The 25,607-nt window shown below is 55.9% G+C and carries 27 protein-coding genes; 10 read left to right on the top strand and 17 right to left on the bottom strand.

Annotated elements, in window-relative coordinates; genetic code table 11:
• Positions 1-9: 9 nt before the first annotated feature.
• Both gspD and gspC read right to left on the bottom strand, forming a co-directional pair.
• Complete coding sequence (gene gspD, locus NI40_RS06835; protein ID WP_039261511.1) at positions 10-1,935, bottom strand: type II secretion system secretin GspD; 1,926 nt, start codon at positions 1,933-1,935, stop codon at positions 10-12.
• A 13-nt stretch (positions 1,936-1,948) separates the two neighbouring features.
• On the bottom strand, positions 1,949-2,680 hold the full coding sequence (gspC, locus tag NI40_RS06830) for a type II secretion system protein GspC (protein WP_039261509.1): 732 nt from the start codon (positions 2,678-2,680) through the stop codon (positions 1,949-1,951).
• A gap of 300 nt (positions 2,681-2,980) precedes the next feature.
• Here gspC and NI40_RS06825 point away from each other — a divergent pair, with 300 nt between their 5' ends.
• Both NI40_RS06825 and NI40_RS06820 read left to right on the top strand, forming a co-directional pair.
• Positions 2,981-4,555 carry an ExeA family protein gene (locus tag NI40_RS06825; RefSeq protein ID WP_039261507.1) on the top strand — a complete coding sequence of 525 codons (1,575 nt, stop codon included), beginning with the start codon at positions 2,981-2,983 and terminating at the stop codon, positions 4,553-4,555.
• On the top strand, positions 4,555-5,169 hold the full coding sequence (locus tag NI40_RS06820) for a hypothetical protein (protein ID WP_039261504.1): 615 nt from the start codon (positions 4,555-4,557) through the stop codon (positions 5,167-5,169). Before NI40_RS06825 ends, NI40_RS06820 begins: the two co-directional genes overlap by 1 nt.
• Positions 5,170-5,187: 18 nt before the next feature.
• Here the strand turns inward: NI40_RS06820 and NI40_RS06815 are convergent, their stop codons facing one another.
• From NI40_RS06815 to NI40_RS06805, 3 genes are all read right to left on the bottom strand, one after another.
• Entirely contained in the window at positions 5,188-5,811 is a 624-nt protein-coding gene (locus NI40_RS06815) for a helix-turn-helix domain-containing protein (protein ID WP_039261502.1), read from the bottom strand.
• Between the two features lie 260 nt (positions 5,812-6,071).
• Positions 6,072-6,902, bottom strand: coding sequence for an N-acetylmuramoyl-L-alanine amidase (locus NI40_RS06810; protein WP_039261499.1), 831 nt, complete (start codon positions 6,900-6,902; stop codon positions 6,072-6,074).
• Positions 6,899-7,222, bottom strand: coding sequence for a heavy metal-binding domain-containing protein (locus NI40_RS06805; RefSeq protein ID WP_023310944.1), 324 nt, complete (start codon positions 7,220-7,222; stop codon positions 6,899-6,901). Before NI40_RS06805 ends, NI40_RS06810 begins: the two co-directional genes overlap by 4 nt.
• A gap of 97 nt (positions 7,223-7,319) precedes the next feature.
• Between NI40_RS06805 and NI40_RS06800 the strand changes: the two genes are divergently transcribed.
• The 6 genes from NI40_RS06800 to artJ all read left to right on the top strand — a co-directional run bounded on the left by NI40_RS06800 (position 7,320) and on the right by artJ (position 11,862).
• Positions 7,320-7,838 carry a lipoprotein gene (locus tag NI40_RS06800; RefSeq protein WP_023310943.1) on the top strand — a complete coding sequence of 173 codons (519 nt, stop codon included), beginning with the start codon at positions 7,320-7,322 and terminating at the stop codon, positions 7,836-7,838.
• Between the two features lie 226 nt (positions 7,839-8,064).
• Entirely contained in the window at positions 8,065-8,793 is a 729-nt protein-coding gene (gene artP, locus NI40_RS06795; protein WP_023310942.1) for an arginine ABC transporter ATP-binding protein ArtP, read from the top strand.
• A 19-nt stretch (positions 8,794-8,812) separates the two neighbouring features.
• Positions 8,813-9,544, top strand: a complete 732-nt coding sequence (artI, locus tag NI40_RS06790) for an arginine ABC transporter substrate-binding protein ArtI (protein ID WP_008500032.1) — start codon at positions 8,813-8,815, stop codon at positions 9,542-9,544.
• Between the two features lie 6 nt (positions 9,545-9,550).
• Positions 9,551-10,267, top strand: coding sequence for an arginine ABC transporter permease ArtQ (gene artQ, locus NI40_RS06785; RefSeq protein ID WP_023310941.1), 717 nt, complete (start codon positions 9,551-9,553; stop codon positions 10,265-10,267).
• Positions 10,267-10,935 carry an arginine ABC transporter permease ArtM gene (artM, locus tag NI40_RS06780; protein ID WP_033145048.1) on the top strand — a complete coding sequence of 223 codons (669 nt, stop codon included), beginning with the start codon at positions 10,267-10,269 and terminating at the stop codon, positions 10,933-10,935. Before artQ ends, artM begins: the two co-directional genes overlap by 1 nt.
• A 195-nt stretch (positions 10,936-11,130) precedes the next feature.
• A complete protein-coding gene (gene artJ, locus NI40_RS06775; protein WP_021240923.1) occupies positions 11,131-11,862 on the top strand; it encodes an arginine ABC transporter substrate-binding protein ArtJ in 732 nt (243 codons plus the stop codon).
• A gap of 80 nt (positions 11,863-11,942) precedes the next feature.
• On the opposite strand, the gene NI40_RS06770 is transcribed toward artJ, so the two are convergent.
• The 11 genes from NI40_RS06770 to nfsA form a co-directional block, all read right to left on the bottom strand.
• Complete coding sequence (locus NI40_RS06770) at positions 11,943-13,412, bottom strand: sensor histidine kinase (protein ID WP_039261494.1); 1,470 nt, start codon at positions 13,410-13,412, stop codon at positions 11,943-11,945.
• Positions 13,396-14,103 carry a response regulator transcription factor gene (locus tag NI40_RS06765; protein ID WP_033145045.1) on the bottom strand — a complete coding sequence of 236 codons (708 nt, stop codon included), beginning with the start codon at positions 14,101-14,103 and terminating at the stop codon, positions 13,396-13,398. Before NI40_RS06765 ends, NI40_RS06770 begins: the two co-directional genes overlap by 17 nt.
• A 72-nt stretch (positions 14,104-14,175) precedes the next feature.
• Positions 14,176-15,303 carry a 23S rRNA (uracil(747)-C(5))-methyltransferase RlmC gene (gene rlmC, locus NI40_RS06760; RefSeq protein ID WP_039261492.1) on the bottom strand — a complete coding sequence of 376 codons (1,128 nt, stop codon included), beginning with the start codon at positions 15,301-15,303 and terminating at the stop codon, positions 14,176-14,178.
• A 40-nt stretch (positions 15,304-15,343) separates the two neighbouring features.
• Positions 15,344-15,817 (bottom strand): YbjO family protein, encoded by a 474-nt coding sequence (locus NI40_RS06755; RefSeq protein ID WP_023310935.1) that lies wholly within the window; start codon positions 15,815-15,817, stop codon positions 15,344-15,346.
• A gap of 65 nt (positions 15,818-15,882) precedes the next feature.
• Positions 15,883-16,728, bottom strand: a complete 846-nt coding sequence (gene potI / locus NI40_RS06750; RefSeq protein WP_029739447.1) for a putrescine ABC transporter permease PotI — start codon at positions 16,726-16,728, stop codon at positions 15,883-15,885.
• The gene (gene potH / locus NI40_RS06745) at positions 16,725-17,678 is read right to left on the bottom strand and encodes a putrescine ABC transporter permease PotH (RefSeq protein ID WP_039261490.1); all 954 of its coding nucleotides are present in this window, start codon (positions 17,676-17,678) and stop codon (positions 16,725-16,727) included. The genes potI and potH overlap by 4 nt, the downstream gene beginning before the upstream one ends.
• Positions 17,679-17,688: 10 nt before the next feature.
• Positions 17,689-18,822, bottom strand: a complete 1,134-nt coding sequence (gene potG / locus NI40_RS06740; protein WP_024907855.1) for a putrescine ABC transporter ATP-binding subunit PotG — start codon at positions 18,820-18,822, stop codon at positions 17,689-17,691.
• 143 nt (positions 18,823-18,965) lie between these two features.
• Complete coding sequence (potF, locus tag NI40_RS06735; protein ID WP_023335062.1) at positions 18,966-20,078, bottom strand: spermidine/putrescine ABC transporter substrate-binding protein PotF; 1,113 nt, start codon at positions 20,076-20,078, stop codon at positions 18,966-18,968.
• 351 nt (positions 20,079-20,429) lie between these two features.
• A complete protein-coding gene (locus NI40_RS06730; protein WP_014169308.1) occupies positions 20,430-20,906 on the bottom strand; it encodes a YbjN domain-containing protein in 477 nt (158 codons plus the stop codon).
• A gap of 188 nt (positions 20,907-21,094) precedes the next feature.
• Entirely contained in the window at positions 21,095-21,997 is a 903-nt protein-coding gene (gene rimK / locus NI40_RS06725; protein ID WP_033145042.1) for a 30S ribosomal protein S6--L-glutamate ligase, read from the bottom strand.
• 69 nt (positions 21,998-22,066) lie between these two features.
• Complete coding sequence (gene nfsA / locus NI40_RS06720) at positions 22,067-22,789, bottom strand: nitroreductase NfsA (protein WP_033145041.1); 723 nt, start codon at positions 22,787-22,789, stop codon at positions 22,067-22,069.
• A gap of 184 nt (positions 22,790-22,973) precedes the next feature.
• Between nfsA and NI40_RS06715 the strand changes: the two genes are divergently transcribed.
• Positions 22,974-23,243, top strand: coding sequence for a GrxA family glutaredoxin (locus NI40_RS06715; RefSeq protein WP_006809455.1), 270 nt, complete (start codon positions 22,974-22,976; stop codon positions 23,241-23,243).
• 30 nt (positions 23,244-23,273) lie between these two features.
• Here the strand turns inward: NI40_RS06715 and NI40_RS06710 are convergent, their stop codons facing one another.
• A complete protein-coding gene (locus NI40_RS06710) occupies positions 23,274-23,648 on the bottom strand; it encodes an inner membrane protein YbjM (RefSeq protein WP_033145040.1) in 375 nt (124 codons plus the stop codon).
• Positions 23,649-23,921: 273 nt separating this feature from the next.
• On the opposite strand from NI40_RS06710, the gene NI40_RS06705 reads away from it, so the two are divergent.
• Positions 23,922-25,607: an aspartate:alanine antiporter gene (locus NI40_RS06705; RefSeq protein WP_014169303.1), complete on the top strand. Its 1,686-nt coding sequence runs from the start codon at positions 23,922-23,924 to the stop codon at positions 25,605-25,607.

Raw genomic sequence — 25,607 nt, 5'->3', positions numbered from 1 at the left:
GCTTGCGCCTTACTCTTTAAACGGGTTGCGGGACGACACCGGCGCACTGGCGCTCACCGGCGCGGCATGGCTCTGGGACGGATAGACTGGCAGCATCGGTGAATCCGCATTCTCTACGATGCCCAGCTTGTGCTCTTCCATACGCTGCTGCTGACGCGCCTGGATCTGCTCATATTTTTCTTTCGACGCCGCGCCGTAGTTGTCGTCGTCGCGCAGTACGGTGGTGTGGATAAACACCATCAGGTTACGTTTGGCGCTGTCCTGGGAGGTATAGCGGAACAGCTGACCCACAACCGGAATATCGCCCAACAACGGCACTTTCGAGACCGACTGTTTGGTGACGTTTTCCATCAACCCACCCAGCACCACCGTCTGCCCGCTGTGGACCATCACTTCGTTGTTGATGGTGCGGGTGTTGAACGTTGGGCCCAGGCTGGCATCGGCCGTCGAGGTGTTATCCACGCTGGAAACCTCCTGCTCGATCTTCAGATGGATCATGTCGCCATCGTTGATCTGCGGTACGATTTTCAGCTTCGTACCGACGGTTTTACGTTCCACCGAGTTAAAGACGTTATCGCCGCTGGTGGTCTGCGAACCGGAGAGGACCGGAACGTCCTGACCGACGTTGAACGACGCCTCTTTGTTATCCAGCGTCACCACGCTCGGCGTCGACAGAATGTCGTTTTTGCCGTTAGTGGACAGCGCCGTCATCAGCGCGCCAAAGTCGCCGTTAAAGAAACCGGTCGCCAGGCCCGTATAGCTGCCAATGACTTTTGACTTCTTGATCTGGCTGATCGGCAGGCCGGTCGAACCAAACTGAACCCCACCGTGTTTACTGGTCCACTGCACGCCCAGATCCAGACCGTTACCGTCCTGAACTTCGGCGATGATCGCCTCCACCAGCACCTGCGGACGGCGGATATCCAGCTTGTCGATCACTTTTTCCAGCGAATTCATAACGTTTGGCTGAGCGGTGATCACCAGCGAATTGGTAGACTCGTCGGCGGAAATATTCAGATCGCCTGCCATCGGCGCGGCTTTGCTCTTGCCACCGCCCGCTTTATCCTTCAATTGCTCGCCGATCCCCGTCAGCACCGGCACAACTTTGCTGGCGTTGGCGTATTTCAGGTAGAAGACGCGGGTGTTGCCCTCGTTGTTCTGCTCGCGATCGAGCTGGGAGATCAGCGTCCGGGTGCGCTGACGCGCCTCCGGGCTGCCGCTGATCACCAGGCTGTTGGTTTCATCGTCGGCAACCACTTTGGTCGCCAGCTGCGGGGCGTTTTGCCCTTTCTGCTCTTCGTTGTTGAGGTTGTTCAACATGTCAGAAAGCTCTTTGGCCGAGGCAAAACGCAGTGGCACGATTTCACGGCGCTGGACGCCGCTTTGGTCCACACGCTGCACCAGATCCACCAGGCGGTTAACCACCGAGGCTTTGCCGGTTAACAGCAGCACGTTTGACGGTTCAAAATGGACCACGTTGCCGATGCCGGAGGCGTCGTTCAGCTGACGCAACAGGGGGGCCAGCTCACGTACCGGAACGTTCTCCATCCGCACCACGCGGGTGATGACTTCGTCGCCTTTGCCTGGGTTTTTGCTGTCGGCAATGGGTGCGCCCGACATGCGCGCTACCGACGAGCGCACGACTTTCACCATCCCGTTATCCATCGGAATCACCGACAGACCATAGAGATCCAGCACGCTCAGGAAGAACTGGTAATATTCATCTTCCGTCAGTACGTTGTAGGTGCGAACCGACACCGTTCCCTGAACGGAAGGATCGACCAGAATGGTTTTATTGAGGTTACGCCCGACGGTATCGATAAATTCGCGGACATCGGTATTTTTAAAACTGGCGCTAAAGTTCGCCGCGAACAGCGAACCTGAATATAACGACAATGCGGTCAGCGCTACGCACGCCCATGGAAATTTCTTCATGTCTGTACACTTATTAATTGTTAAGAACATTGACCCGAATATTTTCAAGGTGAGCGTGACGCCGGATAACGACATCCGCTTCTTTCATTTTTGACCAGCGGGCAACAATCTCTTTTGCCTGCGCCTCTTTAGTCATATCCACATCGTCAACTTTTACCACCACATCACCTTTTTCCAGGCCAGCATGGCTGTAGAAAGGCGACGCATTGCGTGGATTAATGTTGTAGCCTTCCAGCTGGCCTTTTTCGATTATTGGTTTTAACACCAGATAATCATCCAGATGCAGATTATCTAACCCTGCATCTTTCTTCGATTTGGTTACCGGGGCGCTGTCAACGCCGCCTTTGAAATAGTCTGGTTTTTTAATTGAAATAACCTGCGGCGCGCCTTCATAATTCACCACCACATTATCAGGATGAATTTCGGCAATATAGGCATTGTCAAAACCGGCGAGCATTTCGCCCTCGCGATAGCTCTTTTGTCCAGCGGGAGTTTTTATCACCGCAAAGGACAGCCAGGCTTCATCGCTGCTGAGAATACCTTCGATTTCCGCACTGAGCGGCTTTTTCACCGCCGCTGGCTGTTTCGCTGGCATTACCGCCGGCGTAAAAAGTACAAACTGGGTTTCATCGTGACTTTTTTTTTGCATAGTCTTTTTTGAATCAGACAACCTGTTCGTCACTTTTTTATAATCTTTATAAACCATATACCCTTGCTGGCCGCAGAATATAAGCAGCACAAACATGACGCAGGGCATAATCAATTGAGTAACAAATGACATCCGCATTTTTTAACGAGCCTTTCTGCCAGTCAGTAATTCACAGCACAGGGCTGTATGAGTAAGTGGCGTAAATACTAATGTGTATCCTCACTCCCGACTATTCACACTTCCGCTAACAATAATTTAGAAAAAGATTGATCGTTAAAAAAACCTATGATAGAGGCGCAGACAGAATATTTTTATCCTGCATTCAAATTGCCCCTTCCGCCTGTATCCTTTACTTTTCCGGCTCCTTGCTATGAATCAAAGAGACGGTAATACGCTATGTATATGCGCCATTTTAATTTCACTACCCAGCCTTTCCGGGCTATCACCCGGATGTCAGGTGATTTTTTTGTTCCGTATCATCAGGATGTGTTCGGTTTGCTGAAAGAGAAGTGCCAGACAACAGGCGTCACTGCGCTCTTTAGCGACGACAGCTATCTCGCGTCGCAGTTTTGCGATGCGCTGAAAAAGCATGACGGCACGCTGCTTGCCATTAACGCCTTCCCAAAACTCAGCGCCAGCGGCCTGCTCTATAAACTCAACGCCACCACTAAAGAGAGCAAAACCCGGATCCAGGCTATTGATGCCGTGCTGCGTCAGTGGCAGGACGAGATGTTGTCCCGCAAAACCACGCGTAAAGTGCTGGTCATTTCGCATATTCAGTCGATGAAAGCGAATTGCCATGAGGCACTGTCCATGTTGTTAACCCGCGCGCAGGAGCTGGATGTGCCTCTGTCGGTTGTGCTGATGGGATCGGCCGACCAGGAAGCCGCCCTCCAGCAGTGCGGGTTGCGTGAATATCTTCATACGCATCACACGCTCCGGCCCCTCACCTGCCGCGAGTCCCTGAGCTATGTTCAGGCCCAGTGTGAAGCGCATGGCAGCGACGCGACGCCGTTCACCCGGGCCCGCATGCGCAGGATGCATGTTCTGACCAAAGGACAGACAGGCAAACTCAACGAGCTGGCGCACCTTGCGATGCTAGCCGCCTGGACCGAGCGTTCAGCGCAGGTATCGCCGCGCCATCTGCGCCTCGCCGCAGGAGAAGTTCTGCCGGCGAAACCGAAGGGCAAACGCCTTGCCGTTATGGGCCTTTTTGCCTCCGTACTGTTTGCCGCCTGCGGCTGGACATTGATGCCCACCATTACCGCCAGACTGCCGGTACAGCTGCCCGTGATGGCCAGCTGGAAACCGCAGGCGCCAAAAACCGACGCCCCAGCGGTGCCGGTTATTGATAATGAAGTAGTGAATAAGCCCGATGCGATGCATCAGCTCTATACCATGTGGGGTTATGACGCCACGATGGAAGAGGCGCTCTGCCAGAACGCCGGGCAGGTCAACCTGATGTGTAAGGAGGGCAGCGCTCCGGTCGAGGAGCTGGCAAAAGAGGGTTACCCGTGGATCGGCGAGATCAAAACTGGCGATCACCTGAACTATGCCGTGGTGGCCAGAGTAGATGATAACTCGCTGGATCTGCTGATGAATAATCGCACCTGGCAGGTGAGCCGCAGCTGGTTTAACCAGCATGCGACCGGCAATTACACCCAATTGCACCGCCTTACGCCGCAGGGGAAAGATGCCGTGAGCGCCGAAAGCAGCGCCAAAGATCTGGGCTGGATGGATCAGCAGCTTAGCCTGGCGCTGAATCTACCCGAAACCCATACAAAGGCGTGGACGGCCGAACTGATGCAACGTACCCGCGAGTTTCAGCAGAAAATGCATCTGCACGTGGACGGGATTGCGGGTGAAGATACATTGATGCAGTTAATGCGTGAAACCCGGACTACGCCAAGCGTACTTATTCAGTCCGCAAATATATCTGCGACCCCCACCGCGCAGGAGAAACATTCATAATGTCGACGATTACTCTGGCTGCCCAGCGCAGCTATACCCTGAACGCACCGGTCTGGTTTTCTTACCGGCGCCCCTCGCTGAAAAAAGCGGTCTGCGCCACCCTGCTCTGGGTGGTGGGAATAGTGATGACGATCGCTGCGGGACTCTATGCTCATCTCTACTGGGATCTGCGCCATCCGGCACCTGAGCCAATAACAGCGAGCGCCGTTAAGCCAGAAACGACGCTATCGGATATGCATTATGTCTATGTCAGTAAACCGTTCCCGCAGCCTGAACCAAAGCCAGAACCGGTAACAAAAGAGATGCCGCCGCTGCAGGAGATGCCCATTGATAGCGGCGATGCCGACTGGCAGCAGGCGCCCGACGGTGAAATGCCGCATAATATTTCCCGGGATACATTGCCAGGGACAGAAGTGAGCCATTCTGCTATCCCCGAACGGGATAATACCGGTCAGACAGTAGATGACGGGGCGATCAAGACATTATTGATGAAGGCGTTAAAAGAGCAGGAAAAAGATTATTCGCAAGGGAAAATGCCCGCGCCTCCTGTAGATGAATCCACGGCAGGAACGCAGGCAAATAATGTAATGAAACATAGCCCTCCTTTCAGTTAAAAAGGAGATAAATAGCGATTAATATTTCTCCGGCAATGCTGATAAAGACATAAGACGGCCTTTCTCAACCTGAATATAATTACCTTTCTTCAGGTCGGCGAGAATTTTTATAATGGTACTGCGGGCCAGGCTGGTATATTCCTGAATATAGTCATAAATATTGATATCGCGCTGATGGTGCACAATCAGTTCGTTAATTTCCAGCAAGAACTCGCGAACAATCGAGTACGCGCTGCGGGCCACCAGCACTTCGTCACGCTTGCTGAGCAGGCAAACGTACCAGGAGAGGACTTTACTCAAGGCTTCCCACAGGTTTTTTTCGCTTATCAGACGGACAAAATCATCTTTTTTAATGGTGCGCACCACGGTATTGGCACGAACCAGGCCGTACATATGCGTTGAGTTGTAATAAATAGAGGAGAGACCAAAAATACATTTATTCTGTAAGGTGAACATACACAATTCATCCGACTCGCGGCGGAATTCAACTTCACCGCTCACGATAAAATGAATATCTTCGTTATTATCGGTACTGATACGCTGCCATTTGCGTAAGGTTCTTTCTTCAAAACCTTCAGTTGCCGCAATAAGGGCGTCAAGTTCTGCTTGTGGACGGCTATTTTTACTGTAGATACTTAACATTGTTATACCTATTAATATTAAATTGAAAAAGGTGAACGTGTGCAATCACAGCGCATAAATGCGTAGTCCATTTAACAAATGTAAAGTAAAGCTAAGACTTCAGAACATCCGTATTTCTTATTTGTCGTGCTGATATATTGTCAACCACGTTTGCGAGTAATTTCGACTGAGGAAACTATAAAACATTTACGACGTGAATGTGATTAAAAAAGCAGTCCAAAAGAAGACCCTATAAAGGTGAAGTCGGGTAATCCGAAGGATTACCCCTGCCCGTAGCGCTCCAGCAGCGCCTCCGCGATAGCCAGCGTTTCGCGATCGGCCACGCCGTCCCAGCGCGCCGGGCGAAAATGCATCTGAAACGCGACGATCACGCGCTTCTGCTGCGCGTTCGTCATGTTATCGGTCACCTCATAGCCGTAGCGCGCCAGCAGATCGAGCAGCACCTTCGGCTCCACGAGCTCGTCGCGCGGCTTGCCGTTCAGGTAAAACGCCACCCGCGCCGGGTCGGGCCATGCCCCAATCCCCTGCTGCGCCAGCTCACGCCACGGGAACAGCGGGCCGGGATCGTCTTTGCGCTGCGGGGCGATGTCCGAATGAGCTACCACATTTTCAGGTCTGATGTTGTAGCGGGTAATAATGTCTTTGGCGAGCGGCACCAGCGCCGCAATTTGCGCCGGCTCAAACGGCGTAAAATGCTTAACGCCCGACGTTTTTTGCCAGCCGCGGTTCTCCAGCTCAATGCCGACAGACGTATCGTTAATCCGGTTGGTGCCGCGCCAGAAACTGATGCCCGCATGCCAGGCCAGTTCGCTTTCGGGTACCAGCTGCCAGATGCGCGGCTTACCGTCCGGTGCAGGGGGTTTAGCCGGGATCAAATAGTGAGAGCTGACGTTCTTATCCGTCAGCGTGGCCAGCGAGCTGTCAAAGTCATCCGCGGTGTAGTGGATCACCAGCACCTTTATACGCGGGTAAGCCGCCTGCGCCTGATGGCGCGTGTCCAGCTCGTAGGCGCCTTTATCGATGATCCCTTTTTCAGTGGCACACCCTGCCAGCAGCAGCGCCAGCAGGAGCGAGGCAAGCGAACGCCTCATCGGAGGGTTTTCACCGCCGTACCGCTTACGCTCACCATCAGCATGCTGGCATCTTTTCCGACCGTTTCGTAGTCGATATCAATCCCCACGACCGCATCAGCGCCGAGGGCTTCCGCCTGCTCGCCAAGCTCTTTAAAGGCGATTTCGCGCGCTTTACGCAGCTCTTTTTCGTATGCGCCCGAGCGGCCGCCAACGATATCGCGGATACCGGCAAAAAAGTCGCGGAAGATATTGGCGCCGAGAATGGCTTCGCCGGTGACCACACCGCAATACTCGGTTATTGTCTGCCCTTCCAGGGTTGGCGTTGTTGAAAACTGCATGGTTTCTCTCCTTCTTTAGCGTTCAATGCCTTAGGCACAGCATTATCGGTTCGTTACGCTATGATTGAAAGGATAGTTAATAAATAAGGAAATCAACATGCGCTATTCTGCTTTAACACTTTTGGTGCCCTGCGCGCTGGTGCTCAGCGCCTGTACCACCACGGTCACGCCAGCCTTTAAGGATATCGGTACCCGCAGCGGCCCCTGCATTGAGGGTGGCCCGGACGCCGTGGCGCAGCAGTTCTATGATTATCGCATTCAGCACCGCAGCAACGATCTCACCGGCCTGCGCCCGTATCTGAGCGACGGTCTGGCAAAACTGCTTAACGACGCTACCCGCGATCCGCAGCATAACGCCCTGCTGAAATCCGATCCGTTCTCCAGCCGCACCACGCTGCCGGACAGCGCCGAAGTGGCCAGCGCGTCAACCATCCCGAACACGGATGCGCGTAATATTCCGCTGCGCGTTAAGCTGACGCAGGGAACCCAAACCTGGCAGGATGAAGTACTGATGATCCGTGAAGGACAGTGCTGGGCGGTAGACGACGTGCGCTACGTTGGCGGCAGCGTTCATGCCCCGGCAGGCACGCTTCGCCAGTCGATTGAGAATCGCTAAACCCGCCGATACAACCCGGTAACCCCCGTAAAATGTGCGGCATTTCATGCGGAATGCCGACATTTATTCTCGCCGACCTTACCGTTCGCTATTTTGTGCTATGTTTAAGAGGAAACACGGGTTATATTTAACTTTTAACGCATAAATATTGCATAACTATTCTGTCAACGGTACTATCTGCGGCCTCAATTGCTATAGATTGCCTGGATGAGTAAAGACTGCCCCGATGAGTATTAAACTAAACGGCATTAACTGCTTCTACGGCGCACACCAGGCGCTGTTTGACATCACGCTGAACTGCCCGGAAGGCGAAACGCTGGTTTTGCTTGGCCCAAGCGGTGCAGGCAAAAGCTCCCTTCTGCGTGTCCTTAATCTGCTTGAGATGCCCCGTTCAGGTACGCTGGCAATTGCCGGTAACCATTTTGACTTCGCGAAAACGCCGTCTGATAAAGCGATTCGCGAACTGCGTCAAAACGTCGGCATGGTCTTCCAGCAATACAATCTCTGGCCGCATCTGACCGTCCTGCAAAACCTGATTGAAGCGCCGTGCCGCGTGCTGGGGTTAAGCAAGGATCAGGCGATCGCGCGCGCTGAAAAGCTGCTGGATCGTCTGCGCCTTAAGCCTTACAGCGACCGCTATCCGCTGCACCTTTCCGGTGGCCAGCAGCAGCGCGTAGCCATTGCCCGCGCGCTGATGATGGAGCCTGCGGTACTGCTGTTTGATGAACCGACCGCGGCGCTGGACCCGGAAATCACCGCCCAGATCGTCAGCATCATTCGCGAGCTGGCGGAAACCAATATTACTCAGGTTATCGTCACCCACGAAGTGGAAGTGGCGCGTAAAACCGCCAGCCGTGTGGTCTACATGGAAAACGGGTATATCGTTGAGCAAGGTGATGCGAGCTGCTTCGCGAACCCGCAAACCGATGCCTTCAAAAACTATTTATCTCATTGATTGTGTCAGGGGAAATATAATGAAAAAAGTATTACTTGCCGTGCTGCTTGCTGGCGTTACCCTTTCCGCTACCGCAGCTCAGACCATTCGTTTCGCCACGGAAGCCTCTTACCCTCCGTTTGAGTCCATTGATGCGAACAACAAAATTGTTGGCTTCGACGTGGACCTGGCTAACGCCCTGTGTAAAGAGATCGACGCGACCTGTACCTTCAGCAACCAGGCGTTCGACAGCCTGATCCCAAGCCTGAAGTTCCGCCGTATCGACGCCGTGATGGCCGGTATGGACATCACCCCGGAGCGTGAAAAGCAGGTGCTGTTCACCACCCCTTACTACGACAACTCCGCCCTGTTCATTGGTCAGAAAGGTAAATTCACCTCTGTCGATCAGCTGAAAGGCAAAAAAGTTGGCGTGCAGAACGGCACCACGCACCAGAAATTCATCATGGATAAACATCCGGAAATCACCACCGTTCCGTATGACAGCTACCAGAACGCGAAGCTGGATCTGCAAAATGGCCGTATCGACGGCGTATTTGGTGATACCGCGGTCGTGACCGAGTGGCTGAAAGCCAACGATAAACTGGCGCCAGTGGGCGACAAAGTGACCGATAAGGATTACTTCGGTACCGGTCTGGGGATTGCCGTTCGTCAGGGCAACACTGAGCTGCAGCAGAAATTCAACGCTGCGCTGGAAAAAGTGAAGAAAGACGGCACCTACGAAACCATCTACAAAAAATGGTTCCAGAAGTAATTCCTGATGAATGAAATTTTTCCTTTAGCAAGCGCCGCCGGGATGACCGTCGGCCTTGCCGTTTGCGCACTGATTATCGGCCTCGTGCTGGCGATGTTCTTTGCGGTGTGGGAATCCGCGAAATGGTTCCCCGTCGCCTGGACAGGCTCCGCGCTGGTCACCGTGCTGCGTGGGCTTCCGGAAATTCTGGTGGTCCTGTTTATCTATTTCGGCTCCTCACAGCTGCTGCTGACGCTGTCGGACGGCTTCACGATCAATCTTGGCTTTGCGCAGATCCCGGTGCAGATGCAGATTGAAAACTTCGACGTCAGCCCGTTCCTGTGCGGCGTGATTGCCCTCTCCCTGCTCTACTCCGCGTACGCGTCGCAAACCCTGCGCGGTGCGCTGAAAGCCGTGCCGCAGGGTCAATGGGAGTCGGGTCAGGCGTTAGGTCTGTCGAAATCAGCGATCTTCTTCCGTCTGGTCATGCCGCAGATGTGGCGCCATGCCCTGCCGGGCCTCGGCAACCAGTGGCTGGTGCTGCTGAAAGATACCGCGCTGGTGAGCCTGATCAGCGTTAACGATTTGATGCTGCAAACCAAAAGCATCGCCACCCGCACCCAGGAGCCTTTTACCTGGTACATTGTGGCGGCGGCTATCTACCTGGTGATCACGTTGCTCAGTCAGTACATCCTCAAGCGTATTGACCTGCGTGCGACGCGCTTTGAACGGAGACCAGGCTGATGCTTGAATATTTCCCCGAGCTGATGAAAGGGCTGCACACCAGCCTGACGCTGACCGTGGCGTCCATTATCGTGGCGCTGATCCTGGCCCTTATCTTCACCATCATCCTGACGCTGAAAACGCCGGTGCTGGTGTGGATTGTGCGCGGCTACATCACCCTGTTTACCGGTACGCCGCTGCTGGTGCAGATCTTCCTGATTTACTATGGCCCGGGCCAGTTCCCGTCGCTGCAGGAGTATCCGGTTATCTGGCATCTGCTTTCTGAACCGTGGCTGTGTGCCCTGATAGCCCTTTCGCTGAACAGTGCGGCCTATACCACCCAGCTGTTCTACGGCGCGATCCGCGCCATTCCGGAAGGACAATGGCAGTCCTGCGGAGCGCTGGGCATGAGCAAGAAGGACACGCTGGCGATCCTGCTGCCGTACGCCTTTAAGCGCGCGCTTTCCTCTTACTCCAACGAAGTGGTGCTGGTGTTCAAAAGTACCTCTCTGGCCTACACCATCACCCTGATGGAGGTGATGGGTCACGGACAGCTGCTGTACGGGCGCACCTATGACGTGATGGTGTTCGGTGCGGCAGGCGTGGTTTACCTGGTGGTTAACGGCCTGTTGACGCTGATGATGCGCCTGATCGAGCGTAAAGCGCTGGCGTTTGAGCGCAGATCGTAGGCCGGGTAAGCGCAGCGCTGCCCGGCAAGAAGTGCATAAATGTGATTAATCAAAGCGGGTAACTTTCTGGTTATCCGCTTTTTTTTGCCATAAAAATAATACTTAATCATTTTTATTGCATATAAATTCATTAAATGGCATTGTACATCCATGCCGCAGACACGGCGCATAAATAAGACAGACGGGAGTATTACAATGAAAAAGTTAGTTCTGGCCGCATTACTCGCCACCTTCGCCGCTGGCGCATCCGCAGCTGATAAAATCAATTTTGGCGTGTCCGCCACCTATCCGCCGTTTGAATCGCTGGATGCCAGCAACCAGATCGTGGGCTTCGACATTGACCTGGCAAAAGCGCTGTGCAAACAAATGCAGGCCGACTGCACCTTTACCAACCATGCCTTCGACAGCCTGATCCCGTCGCTGAAATTCAAAAAATACGACGCGGTGATCTCCGGGATGGACATCACGCCTGAGCGCAGCAAACAGGTTGCGTTCACCGACCCGTACTACGCCAACTCGGCGGTCGTGATTGCGAAGAAAGGCGCCTATACCTCTTTCGATCAGCTGAAAGGCAAACGCATCGGGATGGAAAACGGCACCACGCACCAGAAATACCTCCAGGACAAACATCCTGAAGTAAAAACCGTGGCTTATGACAGCTACCAGAACGCGATTATCGACCTGAAAAATGGCCGCATCGACGGCGTGTTCGGCGATACCGCCGTGGTGAACGAATGGCTGAAAACCAATCCGCAGCTGGGCACCGCAACCGAGAAAGTGACCGATCCGCAGTACTTCGGCACGGGTCTGGGCATCGCGGTACGTCCGGATAACAAGGCCCTGCTGGAAAAACTGAACGGCGCGCTGAAAGCGATTAAAGCTGACGGTACGTATCAGAAAATCAGCGAGCAGTGGTTCCCGCAGTAAGATTTTTTTGCCGGGTGGCCCGGCCTACGGGGGTGGTAGTCTGTAGGCCGGGTAAGGCGAAGCCGCCACCCGGCACTCTCTCACAACGGCACAAAGAACCTGAACCGCGCCCCGCTCACCGACTCCATCAGCCTGATCCCACCCCCGTGCAGCTCCAGCATACGTTTCACGATTAACAGCCCCAGCCCGCCGCGATTCTCCCGCGATGCCTGGGTGTTCAACGCCGATGGCCGCTGGAACAGATCGTCGCGCAGCGAGGCATCCACGCCCGTTCCGCTGTCAGCCACTTCGACCTGAAGCCGTTCATTCTCCTGCCAGACCGCCAGACGAATTTCCCCGCCAGATGGCGTATGGCGCATCGCATTATCGAGCAGGTTGGTCACCACGCGTTCGATCATCGACACGTCGGCGTTAATCAGCGGCAGCGGTCCCGGCACGTCAATATGCAGATTCACTTCGCGCGTGCGGGCGGTGAGCTCAAACTTCTGCGCCACGTCGGAAATCAACTCCCCCATCGCGAAACGCTCGCGCTGCGGCTTAATGCCGCCGTGCTCAAGGCGCGCCAGCTCGAACAGCTGCTGCGATAGATGACGGACTTTTTGCCCCTGACGCAGCGCGGTGGCGAGATACTGCTGGTGCTCCTGCGGCGTCAGCGTGGCGGATTTTAGCGACAGGGTTTCCAGATAGCCCAGCAGCGAGGTCAGCGGCGTACGGAGATCGTGCGAAATGTTGGCGATAAACTCCCGGCGCTGGCGATCGCTGTCGGCCAGCTGGTCCCACTGGCGGGTGATTTTGCGTGCCAGCTCGATAAAGCTGTTGCGCAGGATCGCCACTTCATCCCTGGCCGCCGCGTCCAACGGCTGCGCCGCCAGCTGTCTGATAGCGCTGATGCTGTCCTGCTCCAGCCCGGCGACCTCCACCGTCAGCTGTTTTACCGGGCGCGTGACCCAGTACCAGACCAGTAAACCTGCCAGCAGGCCAAACAGCGCGACCCACAGCAATGACCACAGTACCGTGCTCCACAGCGCCTTATGCCAGGCCATTTCAGCCAGGGCGTTTGACTCTTCGCCCTGCAAAATAATGTACAGATAGCCTTTTAGCTCGCCGTCCTGCCGCAGCGGCGTGGCGCTAAAGACCTTTTTATTTTGACTGCGAGGATCGTCGCCCAGAACCGGTATGGCGGTACCGCTCAGGAAGGTCTGAACCGGGGCCAGATCGATTTTTTGCCGCTGAATGTGGCCCGGCGGTGCGGCATCGGCCAGGATATCGCCGTCCGGGGAGACAACGTACAGCTCAACGCTCGGATTAAAGGTCATCAGCCGATCGAACAGCGGCTTGAGCGCCGTTCGGTCGACCCTGCCCTGCGCGTCCAGAATCGGTTCACGCAGGACTATCTGCTGTGCCAGCCCGCCCGACAGCCGCTGCACCATCGCGTTGCCGTACTGCGTACTGGTGTAGAGTTGTACCGCACAGGCGACGGTGGCGCAGAGCATCATCAGCAGGATAAACAGCAGCGTCAGTCGCTGGCCCAGGCTAAAGCGGCGCATCATGATTTGGCTCCGCAAATTTATAGCCCTTGCCCCAGACGGTGCGAATAATCTCCGGCTCGGCGGCGTCCTTCTCAATCTTGATGCGCAGGCGGTTGATATGGGTGTTAACAGTGTGCTCATAGCCTTCGTGCTGATAGCCCCAGACCTGCTCCAGCAGCGCCAGACGCGAAAAGACCTCGCCAGGATGACGGGCAAAGAAGTACAGCAGCTCGAATTCGCGCGGGGTGAGATCCACCACCTGGCCGTGAAGCAGCACGCTGCGCGCCAGCGGATCGATGGTCAGACCGTGGGCCTGAATTTGACCGTCGGTTTGCGCCTGCCCCATCGCCTGCTGGCGGCGGAACAGCGCTTTGATGCGCGCAATGAGTTCCTGCACCGAGAATGGCTTCGCCAGATAATCATCGGCGCCGGTTTCCAGCCCGGTAATGCGGTCGGTCTCGCTGCTGCGGGCGCTGATGATGATCACCGGCAGGTAGCGCGTCATCTGACGGATGCGGCGGCAAATCTCCAGACCGTCAACGCTGGGCAGCATCAGGTCGAGGATCACCGCATCCCACGGCTGTTTTTCAAGACGCAGTAAGGCCTTGCCCCCGTCGGGCTCGTGGGTGATGGCGTAGCCTTCGTCTTCTAAATTGAGTCGCAGAAGCGCCGCGATATCGTGGTCGTCTTCCACCAGCAGGATCTGCTTCATGGGTAAGCCTTTATTCATCTCTTATGACGTAAGCTTACCTGATTTCGAGCGGGGGAAGAGTTCACATTTTGTTTAAGATTTCACGAGCAACGTCAGCACTTCGTAATGCGCGGTATGCGGGAACATATCGAAAAGCTGAACGCGTTCAATGCGGTAGCCCGGCAGGCTGGCGATGTCTTTCGCCATGGTCTGGGCGTTACAGCTGGAATAGACGATGTACTCGGGTGCCATCTGGCTCAGGTAGTCGCACAGCGCCTTGCCGATGCCGCGGCGCGGCGGGTTGACCAGCACCAGCTCCGGCACGTTGCCCTGGCCGGTCGCAAACTGCGTGGAATCCAGCGCCTGGAAGTGCAGATTCGTTAACCCCAGCCCGGCGGCGGACTGTTTCGCGCAGGCAATCGCTTCGGCAGAGATCTCAATGCCGGTGAGCTGCATCTCTGGCGTGGCGCAGTGCAGACCAAAGCCGCCCACGCCGCAGAAGAGATCCCACATATGATGGACGTTTAACGCACGAACCCAGTCGCGGGCGGTGGCGTACAGGCTGCTTGCCACGGTCGGGTTGGTCTGGAAGAAGCTTTGCGGGCGGATCCACAGCGGCACGCCGTTGAAGCTTTCGGCCAGCGCGTGCTGGTCGGTGAAGAAAATCTCTTTCTCCCCTTCCATGATCGCCATATGCACCGGCTGAATATTTGCGGTAATGACCTTCAGCTGCGGCAGCTGTTCCTGCAGCCACGGCAGCGCCGCGCGCAGCTGCTCCAGCTTGGCTTCCGAACGCAGCACGAAGCGCAGCATCATGCCGCCGTCGAGTTGGCTTTCCGTCAGCAGAAGGTATTTCAGCTCACCGCGCCTGCGGGCGACGCTGTAAGGCGTTAATCCTGCACGCGCGATAAACGGTTTCAGCGCGGCAAAGACGGGTTCAAACGAGGCGGGATACAGCGGGCAGCCGGTCAGATCTTCCGGCGTGCCGTCTCGGTGCAGCATTCCCAGCAGCGGTTTTTCAACGCTGCCGCTGACCACCATTTTGGCCTTATTACGAAAGCCCTGCTCCGGGCCGCTGACGGGTGCGCACCACTCGCCCACCGCGTGTGCTGCCAGCAGCTGTTGCAGGTCGGCCATTTTGGCGGTGAGTTGTTGAGAGACCGGCTGTTCTATCCACTGACAGGAGCGGCAGCGTCCGGCGTCATAGAGTGCGCACTGCATATGAAAACCTTAAGAATCACGAGGGCTGCGATTATACACATTATTGCAGGCGGAAGAACCGCCGGCTTGAGGCCGGAACGAAGAGTAGACAGAGCACCAGCATATCCGGCAATTTTTGCATAAACAGCGCGCGCAGGATCTCGCGTTTGGATTCCCCGGCAATGCTGAACAGCTCCGGGTAACCGTATCCCAGCGAGGCGGCCCACAGATAGCTGGCGGCGGTAATTTGCGTCAGCAGATAGACCCAGCGCGCCCAGTTGCGCCCTTTGACCAGCGAAAACGCGCAGTAGATCTCGATAAACACCAGCACCAGGCTGCTCAAAAAGACCAGCGTCAGATTCCACGTCTGCACGCTGCGGTGAATGAATTCACCGATGCCGCGCACGCCCAGGGTGTTCAGAATCATCAGCACGTCCAGGCAGCGGATCATAATAATGGCGAGCGCCGCCACCTGAACCAGAGCAGGTACGTTAGGACGCGCGTGCGTAGTACGTGATTTTTTTAATAATCCCAATGTTTTACTTCCCTGAAAAACAGTGCCGCGTCATGCGCGGCACTTCACTGGAAATTTTAAATCCTTCAGCCGCGTCTTGCACGCTGGATATCGCGCACGCGCTGTTTTTCCGCGCGCGCCATCAAATACCAGGCGATAAATCCGACAATTCCGACCACGCCGAGGATGATGGAAGCCAGGGCGTTGATCTCCGGGTTGACTCCCATGCGCACGCTGGAGAAGACCAGCATAGGCAGCGTCGTCGCGCCCGGTCCGGAGACAAAGCTGGCGATAACCAGATCGTCCAGCGACAGCGTAAACGCCAGCAGCCAGCCGGAGATCACCGCCGGCATAATCATCGGCAGGGTAATGATGAAAAAGACCTTCAGCGGCGTCGCGCCAAGATCCATCGCCGCCTCTTCAATGGAGCGATCCAGCTCGCGCATGCGCGAGGAGATCACAACCGCCACGTAGGCCGTACAGAAGGTGACGTGCGCCAGCCAGATGGTGAGCATGCCGCGATCCGCCGGCCAGCCGATGGCGTGCGCCAGGGCCACGAACAGCAGCAGCAGCGCGAGACCGGTGATCACGTCCGGCATGACCAGCGGCGCGGTGATCATAAACGCGAACCCGTTTGAGCCACGAAAACGCCCGAAGCGTACCATCACCAGCGCGGCGATCGTGCCCAGCACCGACGCCATTGTCGCCGCAAGGGCTGCAATGGTCAGGCTCAGCCCCACCGCGCTCATCATCGCATCGTCGTGGAACAGCTCGCTGTACCAGCGCGTCGACCAGCCCGCCCAGACCGTTACCAGCTTAGAGCTGTTGAAGGAGTAGATCACCAGCATCAGCATCGGCGCATACAGGAAGGTAAAGCCGATAACGAGAATCGCAATTCGCCACGGGGAGCGCACTACCGGTAAGTTGTTCATCCGTGGTCTCCCATCTGTTTCTGCTGATGCTTGTGGAACCACATGATCGGCACGATCAGCAGCAGGAGCATAACAATCGCTACCGCCGAGGCCACCGGCCAGTCGCGGTTATTGAAGAACTCCTGCCACAGCACGCGGCCAATCATGATGCTGTCCGGGCCGCCGAGCAGTTCAGGGATCACAAACTCCCCTACCGCCGGGATAAAGACCAGCATTGACCCGGCGATAATGCCGCCTTTGGTCAGCGGGACAATCACGCTGAAGAAGGTTTTTAACGGACGGGCGCCGAGATCGAGCGACGCTTCCACCAGCGAGTAATCAATACGCGTCAGGGCCGTGTAGATCGGCAGAACCATAAACGGCAGATAGGCGTAAACAATGCCGATATAGACCGCGAGGTTGGTGTGCAGGATCGTCAGCGGCTGATCGATAACCCCGAGCCACATCAGGAAGTTATTCAGCACGCCGTTGTTTTTCAGGATCCCCATCCAGGCGTAAACGCGGATCAGGAACGAGGTCCACGACGGCAGGATCACCAGCAGCAGCAGGATATTGCGCGTCGACGGCTTGCTGTGCGCCACCGCCCACGCCAGCGGGTAGCCCATCACCAGACAGCAGAGCGTCGAAATCGCCGCCACCTGCAGCGACTGCAGATACGCTTCGAAATAGAGCGGATCGTCGGTGAGCTGCATGAAGTTGCCGAGATTAAGCGTCAGCGTCAGCTGCCCGTCGGCCCAGTCCAGCAGGTTGGTATAGGGCGGGATCGCCCGCGCCATTTCCGCCAGGCTTATCTTGAAAACAATCAGAAACGGCAGCAGGAACAGCAGGATCAGCCACACATACGGCATGGCAATCACCAGCTTGCGGCCGTGGTTCATCTGCAAGCGCGTTAGCCACTGGGCAAAACCGCCCGGCTTTTCTGCGCGAGCTGGAGGTTCAAGTGCACTCATTTGCAGCTCCTTATACCGTCAGCACGACGCAACTGTCAGCATCCCAGCACAGGCGCACTTCGTCACCCCATGTTGGCTGCCCCTTGCGGTAGCGATGTTCGTTCTGTAGCTGCGCGCTGAGCATCTGCCCGCTTTTCAGCCGCACGTGGTAGATAGACAGATCGCCCAGGTAGGCAATGTGCACCACTTCGCCCACGGCAAAGTTATAGCCATCGGCAGGCGGATCCTCACAGAGCATGATCTTCTCCGGACGCAGCGCGACGTAGACCGGCACGTTATCCACCACGGAGTTATCCGGATCGACCTTAAGCGGATGCTGCAGCCCCGGCGATTCGATGACCAGGCCATCCTCCTGACGATCTTTCAGCAGCCCTTCGAAGACGTTGACCGAGCCGATAAACTCCGCGCTGTAGCGGGTGGTCGGGTGCTCATAAATCTCTTCCGGCTCGCCAATCTGCACGAACTTCCCGCGGTTCATGATCGCGATGCGTCCGGCCATGGTCATCGCTTCTTCCTGGTCGTGGGTTACCATCACGCAGGTCACCCCCACGCGCTCGAGGATATCCACCACTTCGAGCTGCATACGGTCGCGCAGTTTTTTATCCAGCGCCCCCATCGGCTCATCGAGCAGCAATAATTTCGGGCGTTTTGCCAGACTGCGGGCCAGGGCCACGCGCTGGCGCTGGCCGCCGGAGAGCTGGTGCGGCTTACGCTTCGCGAACTCCTGCATGTGCACCAGGCTCAGCATCTCGGCCACGCGCGCGGTAATTTCGGCCTTCGGCAGCTTGTCCTGCTTCAGGCCAAAGGCGATGTTCTGCTCCACCGTCATGTGCGGGAACAGCGCGTAGGACTGGAACATCATGTTAATCGGGCGCTGGTACGGCGGCACGCTGGAGAGATCCACGCCATCAAGCATGATTTGCCCGGCGGTGGGCTGTTCAAAACCGGCCAGCATACGCAGCAGGGTCGATTTTCCGCAGCCAGAAGCCCCCAGAAGGGCAAAAATCTCGCCTTTATAGATAGTCAGGCTGACGTCATCCACGGCATGCTGGCCATCGAAAGATTTGGTGAGGTTACGAATTTCAAGAAGCGGGGTCAGCGCTTTACGGACTTTCGCCTGCGGGCGGGGGATCGCGTCATTCACGGGGTGTTCTCCGGCATAGATCAGTACTGGTGCAAACGCACCGTCAGGGTGCGCATCGCCGGGCGGCGCTAACGCTTGCCCGGCCTACGGGTTGTACAGGCCCGGTAGGCGACAGCGCCACCGGGCAACAATACCCAACGCCGTTATTTACCGCTTTTCACCTTGGTCCACGCGCGGGTACGCACGCGGTCAATTTTTGGATCCTGAACTTTCAGGGTGAAGAGCTTGGCGAACACATCCGCTGGCGGATAGATAGCCGGGTTGTTACGGATTTCTTCGCTTACCAGCGGCACGGAGGCCTTGTTACCGTTCGCGTAGTAAACGTGGTCGCTGATGTGGGCGATCACCTCAGGACGCATCAGGTAGTTGAGGAACTGATAGGCTTCGTCTTTGTTCTTCGCATCAGCCGGCATCGCGAAGACGTCGAAGAAGGCCAGCGCCCCCTCTTTCGGAATGAAGTAAGAGACGTTCACGCCGTTTTTCGCCTCTTTCGCGCGGTTAGCCGCCTGCCACACGTCCCCTGCCCAGCCGATCGCGACGCAGATATCGCCGTTCGCCAGGTCGTTAATGTACTGAGACGAGTGGAAGTAACGAATGTTTGGACGCAGCTTCAGCAGCAGATCGGTCGCCGGGCCGGTGTAATCATCGGCTTTACTGCTGTTCGGGTCTTTGCCCAGGTAGTTCAGCACGGTGGCGAAAATCTCTTCCGGCGCATCGAGGAAGGAGACGCCGCAGCTTTTCAGCTTCTCAAGGTTTTCCGGCTTCAGCACCACGTCCCAGCTGTCCAGCTTGACGTCCGGGCCCAGCACCGCTTTGACTTTATCCACGTTGTAGCCGATACCGGTGGTCGCCCACAGGTAAGGCATGGCGTATTTGTTGTCCGGGTCATGCTTCGCCACCAGCTTCAGCACTTCCGGATCGAGGTTTTTCCAGTTCGGTAACTTGCTCTTGTCCAGCGGCTGGAAGACGCCTGCCGTCAGCTGGCGCTCGAGGAAGCTTGCGGAAGGCACCACGAGATCAAACCCGGTGCTGCCCGCCATCAGCTTTCCTTCCAGCACTTCGTTGGAATCGAATACGTCGTAGACTACTTTAATGCCGGTCTCTTTTTCAAAATTCGCCACCGTGTCCGGCGCGATATAGTCAGACCAGTTGTAAACGTGCAGCGTTTTTTGTTCCGCAGCGAGCGTGCCGGCAGAGACGGCCATCAGAGCACCCGCAACCAGACCCGATAACCATTTTTTATTCAAGGCGATCATATCTTTATTCCTTCTGAAAGCTCGTTAACAAACGAACTAAAACTGTGCAATCTGAAGATATGCAATAATCATGCATAGTTTGTCGCTCTGCCCAAAATAAAAAGAAACCTCTTTACCCGGCAGCTTCCGCTCGCTTTTTTAAGCATCGCAAGAATAACTGTAGCCCGTGTCTCCGGCTATAGCCCAGACGAAAAAACGCCTTTTATCAATTTTTTATGCAGGTTATGTCTATGTGATAAGCCGAAACGGCCTTCAGGGAGGTGAAAAATTCTTTAAAGAAAGGTTAAAAGCAGCAGAAAAAATGGCTTTCTGCAGCCGCTATGGCAGCGACTGCGCAAAAGTCAGACAGGTTCAGTGAAGAAAATTGGGAGATGCATCATTATTCTCTGCATCATCTTCCGCGCTATACAGCAGATGGTGTGCATTGGCTTCCATCATGACCATGGAAATTTGCTCTTCGCTCAAGCGCATAAACCAGGAGAACTGCTTGAACGACAGCCCGGCACCGGAGAATAAAGACTGGCAAACGACCAGTTTTGGCAGATTATCATCCTGTATGTCGAGAAATGCTTTCACCGTCAAAGAACTGGCGTTGATCGCTGACAGGTCGGAGGCCAGCGCCAGCAGCGCGGAGGGCTTCACTTCGGCCAGCGCGGAGAAAAGGATCACGTCGTTAATGAGATCGATTTTGGCATCGAAAATGCCGTCGAAATTCTGCATATGAGGCAGATGCAGCGCCTGGCAGGAATCGCATTCGAAGAACGTAATTCCGGCATCATCAAGCCATTGACGTAACGTATCCAGTGTAGGTACGACCTGTAAATCCATCGCTGTGCAGCCTCTTAATTAAAAACTTCGCATATACCCGTCATACTTCAAGTTGCATGTGCGTTGGCTGCGCTCGTTCACCCCAGTCACTTACTAATGTAAGCTCCAGGGGATTCACTCCCTTGCCGCCTTCCTGCAACTCGAATTATTTAGGGTATAGATTACGCAAAAAGTGCGTTCAATACCATTTAACCGCCCGTTTTCAGACAGTAGCCCGGCGTGGCATGACGCTCGATCCATGCGATCATTTTACCCGCAATATCGACACCTGTGGTTTTTTCTACGCCTTCCAGCCCCGGCGAGGCGTTCACCTCCATGACCAGCGGCCCGCGCGTCGCCCGCAGAAGGTCTACGCCCGCCACGTCCAGCCCCAGGGTTTGCGCCGCTTTGACGGCAATTTCCCGTTCGCGATCGCTAATATCAGCTACCCGCGCCACGCCGCCGCGGTGAAGGTTAGAGCGGAAATCGCCCTCTTTCGCCTGGCGCTCAATAGCTGCCACCACCTCATTGCCGACCACGAAGCAGCGAATATCGCGCCCTTTCGCCTCTTCGATGTACTCCTGCACCAGGATGTGGGCATTGAGGCCCCTAAAGGCGTCAATCACGCTCTCCGCCGCCTGACGCGTTTCCGCCAGCACCACGCCAATGCCCTGCGTGCCTTCCACCAGCTTGATGACCAAAGGCGCGCCGCCCACCATGTCGATGAGATCGCTGGTGTCGTCAGGTGAATGGGCAATCCCCGTGACGGGGAGATCGATCCCCTGACGGGCGAGGAGCTGCAGCGAGCGCAGCTTGTCGCGGGCGCGCGAAATGGCGACGGATTCATTGAGCGGATAGCTGCCCAGCATCTCGAACTGGCGCAACGCGGCGGTGCCGTAATAGGTGATCTGGGAGCCGATGCGCGGGATCACGGCATCAAAGTGCGGCAGCTTGCGGCCTTTGTAGTGAATCGACGAGGCGGCCGGGTCAATGTTCATATAGCAGGACATCGGGTCGAGGATCTCAACCTGATGCCCGCGTTTCGCCGCCGCGTCTCGCAGGCGCTTACATGAATAGAGCGTTCCATCCCGGGACAATATGGCAATTTTCACCCTGCACCTCTCTGAAGACATGGAAAAAGCCTGCATATCATATACGCAGGCAGGCGCAGGCGGAATGGACTATCGCGTCGCCCAGCCCTGTTTGTGCAGGTAATCAAGAATAAACGGTCGGTTTTCTTTAATGATGGTGCGACGAATATGGTCAGTCCAGGTATCCCGACGGTTATTGCTGCCGCGCGTCAGGTAGTAGTTCGCCAGCTCTTCATCATATTGATTCAGAACGTCCTGATCGACCGGCTGGTAGTGGTTTTCGTGCACCAGCATCGCGGCAGGAATGCGCGGCTTCAGATCCGGGTTATCCGCAGGCCAGCCGAGGCACAGGCCGAACAGCGGCAGGACGTGTTTTGGCAGCTTCAGCAGCTCGGTCACGCTTTCAATGTTGTTACGCAGGCCGCCGATGTAGACGCCACCTAATCCCAGCGACTCCGCCGCCGTAAAGGCGTTTTGCGCCATCAGCGCGGTATCCACCACGCCCAGCAGCAGCTGTTCGGCCAGTCCCAGCTCGGCCTCAGGGCAGATCTGCAGGTGGCGGTTAAAGTCGGCGCAGAACACCCAGAACTCCGCGGCCTGGGCCACATGCTTCTGCCCGCCGGTCAGCGCGACCAGCTGTTCACGCATGGCCGGGTCGGTAATGCGGATAATCGAGCTGCACTGCAGAAAGCTGGAGCTGGAGGTCGCCCTGGCGCTGTTAATAATCGCTTCGCGCTGCGCCTCGGTAATCGGCTCGTCGGTGAAGTGGCGAATGGAACGGTGGGATGTGAGCAGGTCTATGGTTGGCGTCATCTTGTCTCTCTTTGTCTTGCTTAAACCGTATGGCAGCCAGTATAGGCAATGATTTGCGCGGTGTAATTGGCGAAACATAGCCTTACTGTATCAAAGCGACAGGCGAAACCTTCTTTAATGGCGGCAGGTTATCGGGCACTATATGTCCTATTCGCCGTCAGGCTTGTTTTTTGAGGAGAGAGAAATGTTTGCAGTAATTTTTGGTCGTCCAGGGTGCCCTTACTGTGTGCGCGCGAAAGAGCTGGCTGAGAAACTGACCGAAGAGCGCGATGACTTCAACTTCCGCTACGTGGACATCCACGCGGAAGGCATCACCAAAGCGGATCTCGAAAAAACCGTCGGCAAGCCGGTTGAAACCGTACCGCAGATCTTCCTCGATCAGAAACACATCGGCGGTTGCACTGACTTTGAAGCTTACGCCAAAGAGCATCTGGGCCTGTTTGCCGCCCAGTAATGCGAAGACGCCCTCACCCGGAGGGCGTTTTTATTTGTGGTGCCGTCGATGCTTAATCAGGCTGCACACAAACAAATAGCACAGCGCGCCGAGGGCGCACCAGAAGACGCCGCTCAGCAACCACGCCATCTCCTGCCAGAAACTTCGCGTTGACACATACAGCATGCGCATCAGCAGCAGACACAGCGGTGCCGCCAGCATTGCGCCAATAAGCGGCTTGACCACCTCCCCTTTACGGGAAAGAAAACTGGCTGCCGCTCCCGGCAGGGTAAAAAAAAGCAGCCCCAGCTCCGGGTGTCCGGCAGCCCTGAATGCTCCCTTCACATTAAAAGCGAGCGACATGCACACGACGGTAAACAGCAAAAAGCAGCTGATCACCCCCGCCCAGTTTCGTTTAATGTTCAAACTATCCTCCTGACTTATCTCTATCAAATACACCTTCGTCGGGTAGACGCCCAGTCAGATAAAGCAATGCGGCAATCCTTGCCAAAGTACGCACAGGGTGATGCGATAATAGGTAGCTGTCAGTAGCTAATACGATTAAACTATCGGCCAGCTAATGTTTTAGGGAATAAATTAGGTAACAGGGAGGGTTGAACGCGTTCCCTGGCTCAGAAAACAGTAGCCCAAATAGTCCTTTCATTCAACAACTTACTGGTAAACAAGAAGTTAGCCTCCGTGAATATAAACGTCGCAGACTTGTTAAATGGGAATTACATCCTGTTATTATTTGTGGTACTGGCGCTGGGCCTCTGCCTGGGTAAATTGCGCCTGGGTTCAGTTCAACTTGGTAATTCCATTGGCGTTTTAGTCGTCTCCTTATTATTAGGCCAGCAGCACTTCAGCATTAACACGGACGCGCTCAACTTAGGCTTTATGCTGTTTATTTTTTGTGTTGGCGTGGAAGCGGGACCGAACTTTTTTTCAATTTTCTTCCGCGACGGCAAAAATTATCTGATGCTGGCGCTGGTGATGGTCGGCAGCGCGCTGCTGATCGCGTTAGGGTTGGGTAAACTGTTTGGCTGGGATATCGGGTTAACGGCCGGTATGCTGGCAGGCTCCATGACCTCCACCCCCGTGCTCGTGGGTGCCGGTGATACCCTGCGCCATTCCGGCATGGCCGGCGCGCAGCTTTCTACCGCCCTCGACCACCTGAGCCTGGGTTATGCCCTGACCTATCTGATTGGTCTGGTGAGCCTGATCGTCGGCGCGCGCTACCTGCCAAAACTTCAGCACCAGGATCTGCAAACCAGCGCCCAGCAAATCGCGCGCGAGCGCGGTCTCGATACCGATTCCAAACGTAAAGTCTATCTCCCGGTGATCCGCGCCTATCGCGTCGGTCCAGAGCTGGTGGCATGGGCTGACGGAAAAAACCTGCGCGAGCTGGGGATTTACCGCCAGACGGGCTGCTATATCGAACGTATCCGCCGCAACGGCATTCTGGCGAACCCGGACGGCGACGCGGTGCTGCAGATGGGCGACGACATCGCGCTGGTGGGTTATCCGGACGCCCACGCCCGTCTCGACCCGAGCTTCCGTAACGGCAAAGAGGTGTTCGACCGCGATCTGCTCGACATGCGTATCGTTACCGAAGAGATCGTGGTGAAAAACCATAACGCCGTGGGCCGCCGTCTGGCGCAGCTGAAGCTGACCGACCACGGCTGCTTCCTCAACCGCGTGATCCGCAGCCAGATTGAGATGCCGATCGACGATAACGTCGTGCTCAACAAAGGCGATGTTTTGCAGGTCAGCGGCGACGCGCGACGCGTGAAAACCGTTGCCGACCGCATCGGCTTTATCTCCATTCACAGCCAGGTCACCGACCTGCTGGCCTTCTGCGCCTTCTTTATCGTTGGCCTGATGATCGGGATGATCACCTTCCAGTTCAGCAACTTCAGTTTTGGCATCGGTAACGCCGCCGGGCTGCTGTTTGCCGGGATCATGCTGGGCTTCCTGCGAGCCAACCACCCGACCTTCGGCTACATTCCGCAGGGCGCGCTGAACATGGTGAAAGAGTTCGGTCTGATGGTCTTTATGGCAGGCGTGGGCTTAAGCGCGGGAAGCGGTATCGGCCACAGCCTGGGCGCCGTCGGCTGGCAGATGCTGGTTTCCGGACTTATCGTCAGCCTGGTGCCGGTGGTGATCTGCTTCCTGTTCGGCGCCTACGTGCTGCGCATGAACCGCGCCCTGCTGTTCGGGGCGATGATGGGCGCGCGTACCTGTGCGCCGGCCATGGAAATCATCAGCGATACCGCGCGCAGCAACATCCCGGCGCTGGGTTATGCGGGCACGTACGCTATCGCTAACGTGCTGCTGACGCTCGCGGGTACGCTGATCATCATCATCTGGCCTGGACTCGGATAA

It is taken from the genome of Enterobacter sp. E20 (assembly GCF_000801755.2).
GTDB classification, from domain to species: Bacteria; Pseudomonadota; Gammaproteobacteria; order Enterobacterales; family Enterobacteriaceae; genus Enterobacter; species Enterobacter asburiae_B.
This window is presented reverse-complemented; position numbering and strand designations above follow the sequence as displayed.

Excerpts from the sequence above, each read along its gene's own strand:
- gspD (WP_039261511.1), bottom strand. The coding sequence starts at position 1,935 with ATGAAGAAATTTCCATGGGCGTGCGTAGCGCTGACCGCATTGTCGTTA.
- gspC (WP_039261509.1), bottom strand. The coding sequence starts at position 2,680 with ATGTTTGTGCTGCTTATATTCTGCGGCCAGCAAGGGTATATGGTTTAT.
- NI40_RS06825 (WP_039261507.1), top strand. The coding sequence starts at position 2,981 with ATGTATATGCGCCATTTTAATTTCACTACCCAGCCTTTCCGGGCTATC.
- NI40_RS06820 (WP_039261504.1), top strand. The coding sequence starts at position 4,555 with ATGTCGACGATTACTCTGGCTGCCCAGCGCAGCTATACCCTGAACGCA.
- NI40_RS06815 (WP_039261502.1), bottom strand. The coding sequence starts at position 5,811 with ATGTTAAGTATCTACAGTAAAAATAGCCGTCCACAAGCAGAACTTGAC.
- NI40_RS06810 (WP_039261499.1), bottom strand. The coding sequence starts at position 6,902 with ATGAGGCGTTCGCTTGCCTCGCTCCTGCTGGCGCTGCTGCTGGCAGGG.
- NI40_RS06805 (WP_023310944.1), bottom strand. The coding sequence starts at position 7,222 with ATGCAGTTTTCAACAACGCCAACCCTGGAAGGGCAGACAATAACCGAG.
- NI40_RS06800 (WP_023310943.1), top strand. The coding sequence starts at position 7,320 with ATGCGCTATTCTGCTTTAACACTTTTGGTGCCCTGCGCGCTGGTGCTC.
- artP (WP_023310942.1), top strand. The coding sequence starts at position 8,065 with ATGAGTATTAAACTAAACGGCATTAACTGCTTCTACGGCGCACACCAG.
- artI (WP_008500032.1), top strand. The coding sequence starts at position 8,813 with ATGAAAAAAGTATTACTTGCCGTGCTGCTTGCTGGCGTTACCCTTTCC.
- artQ (WP_023310941.1), top strand. The coding sequence starts at position 9,551 with ATGAATGAAATTTTTCCTTTAGCAAGCGCCGCCGGGATGACCGTCGGC.
- artM (WP_033145048.1), top strand. The coding sequence starts at position 10,267 with ATGCTTGAATATTTCCCCGAGCTGATGAAAGGGCTGCACACCAGCCTG.
- artJ (WP_021240923.1), top strand. The coding sequence starts at position 11,131 with ATGAAAAAGTTAGTTCTGGCCGCATTACTCGCCACCTTCGCCGCTGGC.
- NI40_RS06770 (WP_039261494.1), bottom strand. The coding sequence starts at position 13,412 with ATGATGCGCCGCTTTAGCCTGGGCCAGCGACTGACGCTGCTGTTTATC.
- NI40_RS06765 (WP_033145045.1), bottom strand. The coding sequence starts at position 14,103 with ATGAAGCAGATCCTGCTGGTGGAAGACGACCACGATATCGCGGCGCTT.
- rlmC (WP_039261492.1), bottom strand. The coding sequence starts at position 15,303 with ATGCAGTGCGCACTCTATGACGCCGGACGCTGCCGCTCCTGTCAGTGG.
- potI (WP_029739447.1), bottom strand. The coding sequence starts at position 16,728 with ATGAACAACTTACCGGTAGTGCGCTCCCCGTGGCGAATTGCGATTCTC.
- potH (WP_039261490.1), bottom strand. The coding sequence starts at position 17,678 with ATGAGTGCACTTGAACCTCCAGCTCGCGCAGAAAAGCCGGGCGGTTTT.
- potF (WP_023335062.1), bottom strand. The coding sequence starts at position 20,078 with ATGATCGCCTTGAATAAAAAATGGTTATCGGGTCTGGTTGCGGGTGCT.
- NI40_RS06730 (WP_014169308.1), bottom strand. The coding sequence starts at position 20,906 with ATGGATTTACAGGTCGTACCTACACTGGATACGTTACGTCAATGGCTT.
- nfsA (WP_033145041.1), bottom strand. The coding sequence starts at position 22,789 with ATGACGCCAACCATAGACCTGCTCACATCCCACCGTTCCATTCGCCAC.
- NI40_RS06715 (WP_006809455.1), top strand. The coding sequence starts at position 22,974 with ATGTTTGCAGTAATTTTTGGTCGTCCAGGGTGCCCTTACTGTGTGCGC.